This window comes from Sphingomonas kyeonggiensis (genome assembly GCF_014204495.1).
Lineage (GTDB): Bacteria > Pseudomonadota > Alphaproteobacteria > Sphingomonadales > Sphingomonadaceae > Sphingomonas > Sphingomonas kyeonggiensis_A.
On sequence record NZ_JACHLN010000001.1, the window covers coordinates 950,568 to 964,195 of the forward strand.

Sequence of the window (13,628 nt, forward strand, 5' to 3'; positions counted from 1 at the left end):
TCATGCGCATCTCCACTTCGCAGATGTACAGCCGCCCGGTGTCGCTGATGACCCAGCTCACCGCCGAGGCCGACAAGACCCAGACCCAGATCGCCACGACCAAGCTGGGCGTGACCGCGGTCTCGGACGCGGCCGCCTATGTGAAGCTGCAGCAGATCCAGCGCGCCACCACGGGCGATTCGACCTACAAGGCGAATATCAACGTCGCCCAGGGCGTGATCGCTCAGACCGACCAGACGCTCGACAGCGTCGAGACGCAGCTCCAGCGCGCGCTCGAGCTTGCCACCCGCGCCGCCAACGACACGCTATCGGATTCGGACCGTGCCGCGATCGGCGAAGAGCTGAGCGCGATCCGCGACACGCTCTACGGCCTGGCCAACACCAAGGACGATATCCGCGGCCAGCCGCTGTTCGGCGGCGCGACCGGCGATACCGCCTATGTGAAGAACGCCGACGGCTCGATCAGCTTCGCCGGCACCGGCGATCCTTCGGGCATCCCGGTAGCCGATGGCGAGAGCATCCAGCCGACGATCAGCGGCGCGCGCGTGTTCACCACCGGCGATGTCGACATGTTCAAGACGATCGGCGACCTGGCCGATGCGCTCAAGTCAGGCACCAATGTCCATGCCGCCGGCGACACCGCGCTGGCCGGCATCAACGCCTCGCTCGACCAGGTGACGCTCGCGCGCGCTTCGGTGGGTGCACGGGCGGCACGGCTCGATCTCGAGGCGGACCGGCTGACCGCCGTCGCCGAGACGCGCGAGAGCACCCGATCGGGAATCGAGGATACCGATATCCCGACTGCGGTCGCCAATCTGCAGAAGACGCTGACCGTGCTGCAGGCGACCCAGGCCAGCTTTACCAAGCTGACCAGCGTCTCGCTGTTCGACTACCTCAAGTAAACTACCGAGAAGACGCGATTTTCCGGCCGCTAGACGGCCCGCGCGCAAATCCAAAGCGAAAGCGCGAAATAATTGGCGCCGGTAACGAATTAACCATGTTTTTCCGCTGAATATCACGGCGAAACGGTCGTTAACCGAGACGACAAATCGGGGGTTTCGCGCACATGTTTCCGGCAATCGGCCTCGTCATCCTGCTGGCAATGGTCTTCGGTGGTTTCGCGATCACCGGCGGCGCGCTCGGCCCCGTGCTCGAAGCCATCCCGCATGAGATGCTGATCATCGGCGGCGCCGCCGCCGGCGCGCTCGTCATCGGCAACTCCACCAAGGAGCTGAAGGCGCTCGGCGGCGGCCTGGCCAAGGTACTCAAGGGCCCGAAATACAAGAAGCAGGACTATCTCGACACGATCTTCCTGGTCTCGAAGCTGATGAAGATGCTGCGGACCGAAGGCCCGATCGCGCTCGAGCCGCATGTCGAGGATCCCAAGTCCAGCGCGATCTTCGCCGAATATCCGCGCCTGCTCGCCGATCACACGCTGATCAACCTCATCACCGACACGCTGCGCCTTGTCGTCGTCTCTTCCGGCACGCTCGACGTGCACGCCGTCGAGGAAGTGATGGATAACTCGATCAAGACCCATCATCACGAAGTCCAGGGCCCGCAGACCACGCTCCAGTCGCTCGGCGACGCACTGCCAGCGCTCGGCATCGTCGCCGCCGTGCTCGGCGTGGTGAAGACCATGGGCTCGATCGACAAGCCGCCGAGCATTCTCGGCGCGATGATCGGTTCGGCGCTGGTCGGCACCTTCATGGGCGTGCTGCTGGCATATGGCATCGTCGCGCCGCTCGCCGGCCGCCTGCAGCAGGTGATCGATGCCGATGCGGCGATCTATCACGTCGTGAAGCAGATCATTATCGCTTCGCTCCACGGCCACCCGCAGCCGCTGGTGATCGAAGCGGCGCGTTCCAGCATCGCGCACGCCAACCAGCCGGGCTTCGGCGAAGTGTTCGACGGGCTGAGGGGCCGGTAAGTGGCTGCGCAGCGCGCACCCCATGGGAACCAGCTCCAGCCGAAGATCATCGTCAAGAAGATCATCGTCGAGGGGCATGGCGGCCATCACGGCGGCGCCTGGAAGGTGGCCTATGCCGACTTCGTGACCGCGATGATGGCGTTCTTCCTGCTGCTGTGGATCCTTGGCGCCACCACCGAGAAACAGCGCAAGGCGCTTGCCGACTATTTCGCGCCGACCCTGGTCGAACTGAAGCAGAACAGCGCCGGCTCGAACGGGCTGTTCGGCGGCGAGGCGATCAACCAGCGCGACAATTATCCCGGCAAGGCATCGCAGACCGGCACCAAGTCGCTGACCGTGCCGGTGGGCGGCGCCGGCGGCAAGGACGTCGGCACCGGCAGCAAGGGCACGCTCAAGGACCAGCGCGCGCTGACCCAGCAGGACCAGAAGAATTTCGAGGAAACCGCCAAGCGCATCCGCCAGCGCATGCGAATGACTCCGGCGCTGTCGAAGCTCGCCAACCATGTCCGCTTCGTGCCGACGCGCGACGGCATGCGGATCGACCTGCTCGACGACGCCAATTATTCGATGTTCAACTTGGGCACGACTGCCCTGGTGCCCGAAGCGAGCGCGCTGATCGGCACGATCGCCGAATCGATCAAGGGCATGGAAAACCCGATCATGATCCGTGGCCATACCGACAGTCTCGGCTATGGCGATCCGCTGGCGATGAACAACTGGATGCTCTCCAGCGGCCGCGCCGAGGCCACGCGCCGGCGCCTGCTGTCAGGCAGCGTTACCGAAACGCGCTTCGAGCGGATCGAGGGCGTAGCCGACCGTGAGCCGCTGATCGTCGAGAATCCCGCCGACCCGCGCAACCGCCGCGTCTCGATCACCCTGCTCTATCGCCGGATCATGGACCAGGACCAGCAGGGCCGCTTCCGCCCGGGCCTGCGCGCCAGCCGCGAAGCCGGCGCGCCGCTCGAGCACTGAGCCGGCCCGCAAGGCGCGCCGGCGCGTTTCCTCAGAAGAACTGCTTGCGGAAGGTCAGCTTGACCGTGCGGCCGAGCGGATCGCGCAGATTGGGCGCATAGGCCGCCGGAGTCAGGCCATTTTGGTCGGTCACCCGCTGGCGGGCATTGAAGATATTGTCGACGCGCAGCTGGATCCGCGAACCGCGGAACCAGGGATGCTTGAGCAGGAAATCGATATCCTGGCCCGGGTTGTACTCGGCGAGCAGGTTCAGCTTGGCGAGGCTGCCGAAATTGAGCTCGCTGATGCTGCCCGGGATCGCCGCGCTGCCCGTGCTGGTATGCGTGCCGCTGGTCCAGTTGCCGTTGAGCTGGACGAGCATCGCGTCGCGCTTCACGCCCGCGGTGATGTCGATGCGGTGCGCGGCGATCGCCTGGGCGCTGTCGCCGCTCAGCCGGTCGATCACGGGCAGGCCCGGACGGATCTGGATCTCATCCTTGAGCACCCAGGTGTGATAGGCGCTGAAGATCAGGCGGTTGCCGCCCCCCCCGCCGCCAAAGCCGCCACGGCCGCCGCCCGGACCGCCACCAAAGCGCGGACCGCCGCCCTGACCACCACCACCGGCGCCCGGCCCCTGGCCCGGCGCATCGGTCTGCACCCGGCCCTGGCCCTGATCCTGCCCCTGGGGCTGCGGCTGGTTCTGGCCCTGCTGGCCCTGCTGCCCTTCGGGGCGCGGGCCGCGGAACTGCTGGCTCATCGTGCCGCCGAACAGGCTCGATTGCTGGCCGAAACGGCGGAACTGCTCGAACATCGCGGTCATCTCGGCCGGCATGGGCTGGCCGGTGCGCCGCGATTCCTCGCGCGCCTTCTGGAAGGCCTCGCGCCGCGCCTGCATCCGCTTCTGCTGCGGCGAGGCGATCGGCAGGAACAGGTTGAAGCCCCAGCGCAGTTCCGAATGCTCGGTCCGGTCATAGTTTACCGGGCGCGAATCGATGCTGAGCAGCCGGCCGGCGCCGTCGCGGACAAAGCGATCGGGGAACGCCGCCTCGACTTCGGCCGAAGCGCCGGGGAAGCTCTGGATCGCGTTGCGGAAGCGCGAATTGGTGTAGTTCACCACGATGCCGAGATTGGTCTCGGTTAGCGGGCGGATGTTGAGCCCGGCGCGGAACACGTGCCGGCTGTCGGCGCTCAGCCCCGGATTGCCGCCGGTGATCTGGCTGATGTTGACGCTCTCGCCGCGCACGAAGTCATAGACGGTCACATTGGGCGTGGTGACCACCGGATTGCCGAGCTGGCCCGGCGTCGGCGCGTTGCTGTCGTCGATGACGCTGACAATCGCCTGGACCTGGGTGATCGGCGACCAGTTGAAGCCATAGCCGGTAGTGGTCAGCCGGCCGAAGTCCGAGAGCTGCTCGACTTCGATATTGGCGTTGATCGAGAAGTCGCCGATCGCATCGAGCACGGCGCGGCGGCGGCTGGCGATCGGCACGCTGATATTGCCGCGGATGCTGCCGGTGTCGCGCGAGATGTCGCTGTTGCTGAACACCCCCGAGCGGAAGGAGCGGCCCGACAGGTCGTTGGTGCGCCCGGCCACGCGGATGCTGGTGGTTACATCGCCCGCCGGCAGCTTGAACAGCGCACCATTGGTGAGGAACTCGACATTGCCGACCTTCGTGGTCGATTCGGTCCAGTCGTTCGGCCGGATGACAAGCGCGCTGTAGGGCAGCTCGGCGAACGGGTTGAAGCTCGCGTCATTGGCGTTGAGCAGCGCCTGCATCTGCGAGGGATCGATGCCGCGCGTCGTGCTCGAATCGCTGCCGGTCTGCTGGTAATTGGCGTTGAGCGACCAGCGCCAGCTCTTGATCCAGGGCGCCGAATCGCCGTTGACGGTCACTTCGCCGCGCAGCGCCTGGCTGCCGCCCGAGCGGGTGAGCGGATTGAGATTGTCGTAGTAGCGCAGCAGCTGGACGTTCTGGCCGAAAGGCGAGAACCGGTTGCCCGCCGGCAGGGTCAGTGTCGCGCTGGGCAGGCCGAGCCAGGATTCATTCTCTGTGACGTCGAGGTTGATCGTCGCGGTCGCATTCACCTTGGGCGAGAGCGCGCGATTGTAGATGCCGCTGACGTTCAGCGTCTTCGCCGGGCCGATCAGGGTGCGATAGGGCGTGAGATCGGTGACGTTGGGATCATTCGCGTTGGCCGCATAGGCCGAGAGCGGGAGCGGCCCGTTCGCCGCGCCGACCGGCACGCCCGCGACGGTGACCGGCGCCCCGACCAGCGCGCTCAGCGCCGGATCGATCTGCGCGCCGCCGATGCCGGTGATGTTGCCGGTGGTGTCGAACAGCGAATTGCCCGCCCGGGTCACGCCGCGCTCGCTCTCGAGGATCGCGGAATTCTGGTTGTACTTCACATCCAGCGTCACCCGCCCGTCGCGGTTGAGCTTGAGGATGTTGACGTTGCCGCTGCCGGTGAAATTGCCGCCGGCGGTGGGCATCTGCCCCTCCAGCACGGTGGTGAGCGCCTGGAAGCGGCGGCGCAGCACGAAGTTGATCACCTTCTGCGTGGCCGCATAGCCATATTGCAGCGCGACTTCCTCGGGCAGGATGTCGATCCGCTCGATCGCTTCGGTCGGCAGGTCGCGGACTTCGTTCATGCTCGAGCGGCGGCCGCTGATCAGGATCACCGGCTGCTCGTCGCCGCGGCCCGAACCGCTGCCGAGCTGCGCCTGGAGCGCCGTGATCAGCTCCGACACGTTCGAGGCGCCATAGGCACGGATATCGGCGGGGTTGAGCTGCACCTCCGGCTTCACATCGGTCTTCACCGCGCCCGGAAGCACACCGTTGACGACGATCGCGCCTTCATCCCCCATCTCGTCGCTGCCGCTATCCTGCGGAGCCGCCGGCTGGGCCGATTGCTGCGGACGGGTCTGGGCCGGGGCCGGACTGGGTGCGGACTGCTGGGCCTGGGCCAGCGCGGTTCCCGGCATGGTGCCGACAAGCAATCCCGCAACAGCAGACCCGAGCATCAACGTCGAACGCATGAATTCCCCACCCTTTTCGAAAACCCCGGCGGTGCCGTGACACCGCTCGCATGAACAAGGCGTGGCTAAGCGCGACTTGTCGCAGAAGTTTGCCCGGTTCTCGAAAAAATTGCGGCACCGCGGCGATGTCGCCGGGTGCCTGCATTTTTCACTGGTGCGGTCGAGAAGACTCGAACTTCCACGGCCTTTCGGCCACAACGACCTCAACGTTGCGCGTCTACCAGTTCCGCCACGACCGCACGTGAAATCCGCTGGTTGGGATACCAACGGCTGGTAAGGCAGCGGCCCCTAGCAATGCGTTTCAGACATTGCAAGCGGTTCCGCCACGCTTTTCCAAACGAAGCGAAATCCGCTAAGCGCGCCCTCCCATGCGCCTCTCCCCCGATCTTTCCGCCGAGATGCGCCGAATCCTGTCGCTGGCATGGCCGGTGGCGCTGACCAGCCTCAACTGGACGATCCTCCACGTCACCGATGTCGTCGTGGTCGGCTTCACCGGCACCGAGCAGGTCGCGGCGCTGGGCGCGAGTCGAGCGCTGACCTTCCCGGGCATCGTGATGGGGCTCGGGGCGCTGACCGGCGTGCTCGTCCATGTCTCGCGCGCCGACGGCGCCAAGGACCTGCCCGGCACCGGCCGCGCGCTGCACCAGGGGCTGCTGCTCGCGCTCGTCCTTGGCCTGCTCAGCGCCCTGCTGCTCTTCGCCTTTGCCGAGCCGATGCTGCTCGGCATCGGCGTGGCGAGGGAAGTCGCGCCGCTTGCCGCCGATGTCGTGCGGGTGATGGCGCTCGCCTATCCCTTCCAGCTGCTGATCATCGCCGCGAGCTTCTTCCTGGAGGGCGTGAGCCGCCCGCAACGCGTCACCGTGGTCAACCTGGCGATCCTGCCGGTCAATGCGCTGCTCGCCTGGGCATTGTCTGCCGGGCATCTCGGCCTGCCCGCGATGGGCGCGACCGGCGCGGCGCTGGCCACTGCGATAGCCTCTGGCCTCGGCGCGGCCGGAATGGTCGGCGCGGCCTGGACGCTGCCCCGTGCCCGCCAGCGCGGCGTACAGGACCTGGCGCATCTGTTCAGCCGCGATTCGCTGACCGGCGCCCTTGGCCTCGCCAAGTTCGGGCTGGTGCCCGCCATCGCCTCGGGCCTCGAGCTGGTAGGCTTCTCGATCCTGATCGCGCTTTCGACCGAACTGGGCGACGTGACCACCCACGCCTTCCAGATCGTCTTCTCGATCCACAACGTCACTTTCTCGGTCGCGCTGGGGCTGGGATCGGCGGCGGGAGTACGCGTAGGCAATGCGGTGGGCGAAGGCGCTCCCCAGGCCGCGGCGCGGCGTGCGGCGATCGCCGCCGCGCTGGCCGCGCTGGCGACAGGGCTGCTCGCCGTGCTGCTGGTGCTGGTGCCCCACCCCTTTGTCGCGCTGTTCCCGGCGGTGGCCGAGGTGCGGACGCTCGCATTGGTGATGCTGCCGGTCTGGGCTCCCTTCATCCTGTTCGACGGGGTGCAGGTGGTATTCGTCTATGCGCTGCGCTCGCTCGGCGACCAGGTGGTGGCCGGGATCAACTCGGTGATCGCCTTCTTCCTGGTCACGGGGGGTGCAGGCCTGCTGCTCGTCCGCACGCTGGATCTGGGCGCGACCGGATTGGCGCTGGCATCGGGCATGGGCATGGTGGTCGCCGCGACATTGCACGGCACCCGGCTCTGGTGGGTCAGCCGCCGATTTCGGTAGCGAAGGTCAGCCGGGCCGAGCGCGCGCTGCGCGGCGGATCGACCTGGGCCGAATTGAAATCGATCACCTGCTTGGGACCAAGCTCGCGCACCTGCGGGGTGACCCGCCAGCTATAGACCAGCCGGTTCTGCTCGTCCTTCAGCTCGATACGGATATCGGGCACATGCTGCTTGTCGGCCGTGGGATTGGCCACCTTGCCGGAGATGATGAACAGCTCGCTGCCATTGGTCTGGGTGCGCAGCTCGACATTCTTCTCGGTGAACACCAGCGGCGTCTCGACTTCGCCGCCCAGGCCAAGACCGATCCCGAGCTGGGCGGCAAGGCCGGGCGCGCCCGAATAGAGGATCGCCCCGGTGCCGAGCAGCATCGAGAAGCCCGCGACGAACGCTGCGGCGGTCCAGCGCCGGGCCGGATTCCGGCGGGGCTTGAACGGCGGCTGCGGCGCGAAGGGATCATAATCGGGCGTGGCGCCGGCAGCGGCCATGATCGAGGCATCGTCGAACACGCGCGGTGCGGCGGGGGCTTCCCGCTTCGGTGCCTCGGCCTCGCGCTTGGGCGCCTGGGTTACCGGACCGTCCGACGCGGTCGCGCGGGTGGTCAGATCGAGCGCGACCGGGGCCTGGAACCAGCTATGCTTGCAGCTCGCGCAGCGCACGGTGCGGCCGTCGGCGCCAATGGCGCTGTCGGGCACCAGATAGCGGGTTCGGCACTGGCTGCATTCGAGGATCATTACGCGCGGCTCACGACACGGGGGCCTGTCGCCCGATTGTCACGATTCTAGACCCATCGATTCGCGGCCACAAGAGTCCCCGTCCCGAGTATCCCCAGCTTCTTGAGCGGGGCGGGTCTCTGTGCGATGGCAGGTGCAAGGGAAGCGCCGGGAGCCTGATGGCCAGCATCGTTCAATTCGAGAATGTCGGCCTGCGCTATGGTTCGGGCGACGAGACTCTCTCGGATGTCAGCTTTTCGCTGAACACCGGCAGTTTCTATTTCCTCACCGGCCCGTCCGGCGCGGGCAAGACCTCGCTGCTCAAACTGCTCTACCTCGCCCAGCGGCCAAGCCGCGGCACGGTGCGGCTGTTCGGCGAGGATGCCGGCGCGCTGCCCCGCACCCGGCTGCCCGGCTTCCGCCGGCGGATCGGCGTGGTGTTCCAGGACTTCCGGCTGGTCCCGCATCTTTCCGCCTATGACAATATCGCGCTCCCGCTGCGCGTCGCCGGCGTATCCGAGAGCGATATCGAGGCGCCGGTGCGCGAGATGCTCGCCTGGGTCGGCCTCACCGATCGCGGCCGCGCCAAGCCGCCGACGCTTTCGGGCGGCGAGCAGCAGCGCATCGCCATCGCCCGCGCGGTGATCGGCCGCCCCGAGCTGCTCGTCGCCGACGAGCCGACCGGCAATGTCGATCCCGACATGGCCGAGCGGCTGCTCCATCTGTTCGACAGCCTCAACCGCCTCGGCACCACCGTGGTGGTGGCGACGCACGACTTCCATTTGCTCAACCGCATCCCCAACGCGCATATGATGCGGCTGGAAAAGGGCCGGCTGAACGATCCCACCGGCGCGCTGCGCAACCCGCCGCCGGGGCGCGCATGAAGCTGAGCCTCAACCCCAATGCGCCCGACCGCCGCCTGCTCGACGAGAGCCGGCGGACCCGCGCCATGACCTGGATCATGGCGATCATGCTGTTCCTCACCGTGCTGGCCGGCGCGCTGGGGCTCGGCATGTTCGCCGCGACCGCGCAGCTCGACCGCCAGCTGGCCGGCCGGATGACGATCCAGGTCGTCGAGCCCAATGCCGCCACCCGCGACAGCGAAGTGAAGGCACTGCGCGCCGCCCTGCCGCGCGTGGCCGGCGTGACCCGTGTCGCCGAAGTCGATCGGCAGCGGCTGGCCGAGCTGCTCAAGCCCTGGCTGGGCGATACCGGGCTCGATCCCGACCTGCCGATGCCGGCGATGATCGATGTCGAGACGCGCGGCGGCAACAGCGCCGCCGTCGAGCAGACCGCCAGGGCGATCGCGCCGAACGCCCGGATCGACCGGCACGCCCAGTGGCTCTCGCCCGTGCGCAGCTTCATGACCACGATGAGCTGGCTCGCCGTCGGCCTGATGCTGCTGATCGCCACCGCCACCGCCGCGGTGGTGCTGCTTGCCGCGCGCTCGGGGCTGGACACGCACCGCGACACCATCGATGTGCTCCACATGCTCGGCTCCACCGATGTCCAGATCGCCCGCCTGTTCCAGCGGCGGATCGCGTTCGACACGCTGCTCGGCGGCCTGATCGGCACGCTGGCGGCGCTGGGGCTCGTCTGGTTCCTCCAGTCGCGCATGGCGCTGGTCGGCTCGGAGATGCTGAGCGGCGTGGCACTGCAGCAGCGCGACTGGTTCCTGCTCCTGCTGCTGCCGCTCGGCTTCGCGCTGCTCGCCACCTTCGCCGCACGCAAGACCGTGCTGCGCGCGCTGGGCCGCACGCTGTGATCCTGCGGCTGATTGCCTTGGTCGTGATCGCCTGGCTGCTCGGCTTCGCCGCGTTCATGGTGTCGCTGGGCCACCCGCTCGAGGGCCGAAAGACCGATGCGATCGTCGTGCTGACCGGCGGCCCCAAGCGGATCGACCGCGCGCTGGCCGTGCTGCGCGCCGGCGATGCGGAACGGCTGCTGGTCAGCGGCGTCGATCCCGATGTGCGCCCGGGCGAGTTCGCGGCGGAGTACAAGATCGACCGCAAGCTGATGCGCTGCTGCGTCGACCTGGGCTGGCAGGCGGTCGATACCCGCTCGAACGCCGAGGAGACGGCGGAATGGGTGAAGGAGCATGGCTACAAGACCGTGCGCCTCGTCACTTCCGACTGGCATATGCCGCGGGCGCGGCTCGAGCTTTCGCACGCGCTGAAGGGCGTCGAGCTGGTCGGCGATCCGGTGCGCAGCCAGCCTGGCTTCGCCATGCTGTTCCGCGAATATCACAAATATCTGGTGCGGCGGATCGCGCTGCTGATGGGCGCCAATTGATGAACCTGCTGCGCACGCTGATCTTCTCGATCTTCTTCTACGGCCTGTCGATCCTCCTGGTGCTGCTGGTGCCGCTGGTCGCGCTGCTCGGCGGCGATTCGCTGCGCACCTATGCGATGGCCTGGGTGGCGCTGATGACCTGGTCCGCCCGCTGGATCCTGGGGATCCGGGTGCAGATCGAAGGGACGATCCCCAAGGGCCCGGTGCTGTTCGCCGGCAAGCATGAATCGCTGTTCGAGGCGCTGGAGCTGAGCCGGCTGCTGGGCTCCCCGGCGACGGTGATGAAGCGCGAACTGGCGCAGATCCCGCTCTGGGGCTGGGCAGCGCGGCGCTACGGCGTGATCATCGTCAACCGCACCGCCAATGCCGCGGCGCTGCGATCGATGATGAAGGACGCGAAGGCGGCACTGGCGCAGGGCCGCTCGGTGCTGATCTTCCCCGAGGGCACGCGCGTAAAGCCGGGCGAGGCCCCCGAGCTGCGCTCCGGCTTTGCCGGGCTCTACCGGATGCTCGACCTGCCGGTGGTGCCGATCGCGGTGAAGAGCGGCCATGTCTGGCCCAAGCACGGCATCAAGAAGCCGGGCGTCATCACCTTCCGCTTCCTCGACCCGATCCCGCCGGGCCTGCCCCGCGCCGAGGCCGAGGCCAGGGTGCATGCCGGGATCAATGCGCTGAACGGCTGAGCGCGCTCCAGCAGGGCCTGCGCGGCGGCTCGCCAAAGTACACGAAGTACAGGCCAAGAACGGGTTTTTGTCGGCGCTATTTTCCCTATCTTCTCCGGCAACGCGCCGCATCCCGCAACGATCTTGCGCGGGCGTGATCCTATTTCCCCAACGGATTCAAGGAGCGGCCAGCCAGCAGGCCGACCGCCCGAGGCAAACAGGCAAAATCCTACATTGCAAGCCTGGGCCAGTCTGTTGGCTCCCCGGCGAAAGCCGGGGTGCAGATATTGCTGGAGGCCAAGGCCCTATTTGTGCGCGCGACCGAAGTCGGGCGCCGCATCGTCCTGGCCCTGCTCGATGATCGAGCGGCGGATCGTGCGGGTGCGGCTGAACAGCTCGAACAGCTCGTCGCCCTTGCCCCAGCGGATCGCGCGCTGGAGCGCGGTCAGGTCCTCGGAGAAGCGCTGGAGCATGTCGAGCACCGCTTCCTTGTTCGCCAGGAACACGTCGCGCCACATCGTCGGGTCCGACGCGGCGATGCGGGTGAAGTCGCGGAAGCCGCCGGCCGAATACTTGATCACCTCGGACTGGGTGACTTCCTCCATGTCCGACGCGGTGCCGACGATCGTATAGGCGATCAGGTGCGGCAGGTGGCTGGTGACGGCGAGGACGCGGTCGTGATGATCGGGCGCCATCGTCTCGACCTCGGCACCCAGGCGGCGCCAGAACTCCAGCACGCGCTCGACGGCGAAGGGCGCAGTGCCCTCCACCGGCGTGACGATGCACCAGCGGCCCTGGAACAGCGAGGCGAAGCCGGCCTCGGGCCCGCTATTCTCGGTGCCTGCCACCGGGTGCGCCGGCACGAACACGGCATCGGGCAGTGCGGCATGAACCGCCTCGACCACGCTTTCCTTGCACGAGCCGACATCGCTGACGATCGCATCGGCCGGCAGGTCCGCCGCGATCTCCGCCGCCGCCGCACCCATCGCACCGACGGGGACGCAGAGGATCACCAGATCGGCATCGATCACCGACGTGCCGGCGGTGTCGGCGATATCGTCGCACAGATCGATGCGCACCGCGGTCTCGCGCACCGCCGGATCGGCGTCATAGCCGGTCACCCGCACGCTTGGCATGTGCTGGCGGATGCCGCGCGCGATCGACGAGCCGATCAGGCCCAGCCCGATGATGGTGACGCGCGCGAAGGGCAGCATCAGTCCTCGCCAGCCATCTTGCGGAGCGAGGCCATCACGCCGCGCGTCTCATCCTCGGTGCCGATGGTGATGCGCAGGCCGTGCGGAAGCCCCTGGCCGGGCAGCCAGCGGACGATATAGCCGTCTTCCATCAGGCCCTTGTACGCCGCCTCGGCGGTGAGCTGGCCCTCGAACAGCACCAGCACGAAGTTCGCCTGGCTCGGCACGGCGCGCAGGCCCTTGTTGCCCAGCTTGGCGATCTCGTCCGAGAACCAGCGGCGCCACTGCGCATTATGCGCCTTGGTGTGGTCGACGAACTCGGTATCGCCCAGCGCCGCGACCGCCGCCGCGGTGCCCGCGATGGTGATCGAGAAGGGCAGGCGGATGCGGTGCATCGCCTCGATGATCGGCGCCGAGGCATAGCCCCAGCCGATCCGCTCGGCGGCAAGGCCGTACATCTTGGAGAAGGTGCGCGTCACCAGCACGTTGGGCGCGCTGCGAGCCAGCTCCATGCCGCCATCATCGTCGTCGCCTTCGATATATTCGGCATAGGCATGGTCGAGCACGAGCAGCACGCTGCTCGGCAGCCCGGCGTGCAGGCGCAGGATCTCCGAGCGCGGCGCATAGGTGCCGGTCGGGTTATTGGGATTGGCGACGAAGACGACCTTGGTCTTGTCGGTCACCGAGGCGAGGATCGCGTCGACATCGGTCGCGTAATCCTTGTCGGGTGCCACCACCGGGATCGCGCCGACGCGGCGAGTCGCGATCGGGTATACGGTGAAGCCGTAATGGACGTAGATGATCTCGTCGCCCGGGCCGGCGAACGCGCCGGCGGCGAGGTGGAGCACTTCGTCCGAGCCGTTGCCATAGATGATCCGCGCGGGATCGAGGCCATATTTGGCCGCGATCGTCTCGCGCAGCTCGACGGCGCTGGCATCGGGATAGCGCTCGAGGCTGGTCGCGGCGGTGAGGAAAGCCTCACGCGCCTTTTGCGAAGTGCCGAGCGGATTCTCGTTGGACGAGAGCTTGGTCACCTTGCGGCCGTCATCGGTGGTGGAGCGCCCGGGCACATAGGGGGCGATTTCCATGATCCAGGGCTTGGGAACGGGTGCGGTCATGGTCGCGCGGCTTGG

The 13,628-nt window shown here is 67.5% G+C and carries 12 protein-coding genes and 1 tRNA gene; 8 read left to right on the forward strand and 5 right to left on the reverse strand.

The genetic code is table 11. The annotated features are described in order from the left end of the window. Positions 1–2: 2 nt before the first annotated feature. The 3 genes from HNP52_RS04630 (at position 3) to HNP52_RS04640 (ending at position 2,902) form a co-directional block, all read left to right on the forward strand. Positions 3–902 carry a flagellin gene (locus HNP52_RS04630; protein WP_184163107.1) on the forward strand — a complete coding sequence of 300 codons (900 nt, stop codon included), beginning with the start codon at positions 3–5 and terminating at the stop codon, positions 900–902. 164 nt (positions 903–1,066) lie between these two features. Continuing rightward, positions 1,067–1,930 (forward strand): flagellar motor stator protein MotA, encoded by an 864-nt coding sequence (gene motA / locus HNP52_RS04635; protein ID WP_184163112.1) that lies wholly within the window; start codon positions 1,067–1,069, stop codon positions 1,928–1,930. Next, positions 1,931–2,902 (forward strand): flagellar motor protein MotB, encoded by a 972-nt coding sequence (locus tag HNP52_RS04640; protein ID WP_184163115.1) that lies wholly within the window; start codon positions 1,931–1,933, stop codon positions 2,900–2,902. A 31-nt stretch (positions 2,903–2,933) separates the two neighbouring features. On the opposite strand, the gene HNP52_RS04645 is transcribed toward HNP52_RS04640, so the two are convergent. Continuing rightward, a complete protein-coding gene (locus HNP52_RS04645; protein WP_184163118.1) occupies positions 2,934–5,918 on the reverse strand; it encodes a TonB-dependent receptor in 2,985 nt (994 codons plus the stop codon). Positions 5,919–6,070: 152 nt separating this feature from the next. Further along, a tRNA-Leu gene (locus HNP52_RS04650) sits at positions 6,071–6,157 on the reverse strand. Positions 6,158–6,286: 129 nt separating this feature from the next. On the opposite strand from HNP52_RS04650, the gene HNP52_RS04655 reads away from it, so the two are divergent. Continuing rightward, on the forward strand, positions 6,287–7,639 hold the full coding sequence (locus tag HNP52_RS04655; protein ID WP_184163121.1) for an MATE family efflux transporter: 1,353 nt from the start codon (positions 6,287–6,289) through the stop codon (positions 7,637–7,639). Here HNP52_RS04655 and HNP52_RS04660 read toward each other — a convergent pair. Next, the gene (locus HNP52_RS04660) at positions 7,620–8,369 is read right to left on the reverse strand and encodes an MJ0042-type zinc finger domain-containing protein (protein WP_184163124.1); all 750 of its coding nucleotides are present in this window, start codon (positions 8,367–8,369) and stop codon (positions 7,620–7,622) included. The two genes, HNP52_RS04655 and HNP52_RS04660, sit on opposite strands and share 20 nt — an antisense overlap. A 158-nt stretch (positions 8,370–8,527) precedes the next feature. On the opposite strand from HNP52_RS04660, the gene ftsE reads away from it, so the two are divergent. The 4 genes from ftsE to HNP52_RS04680 are packed head-to-tail and all read left to right on the forward strand — an operon-like array spanning position 8,528 to position 11,323. Continuing rightward, the gene (ftsE, locus tag HNP52_RS04665) at positions 8,528–9,232 is read left to right on the forward strand and encodes a cell division ATP-binding protein FtsE (protein ID WP_184163127.1); all 705 of its coding nucleotides are present in this window, start codon (positions 8,528–8,530) and stop codon (positions 9,230–9,232) included. Next, positions 9,229–10,113, forward strand: a complete 885-nt coding sequence (locus HNP52_RS04670; RefSeq protein ID WP_184163131.1) for an ABC transporter permease — start codon at positions 9,229–9,231, stop codon at positions 10,111–10,113. The genes ftsE and HNP52_RS04670 overlap by 4 nt, the downstream gene beginning before the upstream one ends. Continuing rightward, positions 10,110–10,640 carry a YdcF family protein gene (locus tag HNP52_RS04675; RefSeq protein WP_184163134.1) on the forward strand — a complete coding sequence of 177 codons (531 nt, stop codon included), beginning with the start codon at positions 10,110–10,112 and terminating at the stop codon, positions 10,638–10,640. Before HNP52_RS04670 ends, HNP52_RS04675 begins: the two co-directional genes overlap by 4 nt. Beyond that, complete coding sequence (locus tag HNP52_RS04680) at positions 10,640–11,323, forward strand: 1-acyl-sn-glycerol-3-phosphate acyltransferase (protein WP_184163137.1); 684 nt, start codon at positions 10,640–10,642, stop codon at positions 11,321–11,323. Before HNP52_RS04675 ends, HNP52_RS04680 begins: the two co-directional genes overlap by 1 nt. A 284-nt stretch (positions 11,324–11,607) precedes the next feature. On the opposite strand, the gene HNP52_RS04685 is transcribed toward HNP52_RS04680, so the two are convergent. Continuing rightward, positions 11,608–12,516 (reverse strand): prephenate/arogenate dehydrogenase family protein, encoded by a 909-nt coding sequence (locus HNP52_RS04685; protein ID WP_184163140.1) that lies wholly within the window; start codon positions 12,514–12,516, stop codon positions 11,608–11,610. Then, entirely contained in the window at positions 12,516–13,613 is a 1,098-nt protein-coding gene (gene hisC / locus HNP52_RS04690; protein ID WP_184163143.1) for a histidinol-phosphate transaminase, read from the reverse strand. The genes HNP52_RS04685 and hisC overlap by 1 nt, the downstream gene beginning before the upstream one ends. Between the last annotated feature and the right edge of the window lie 15 nt (positions 13,614–13,628).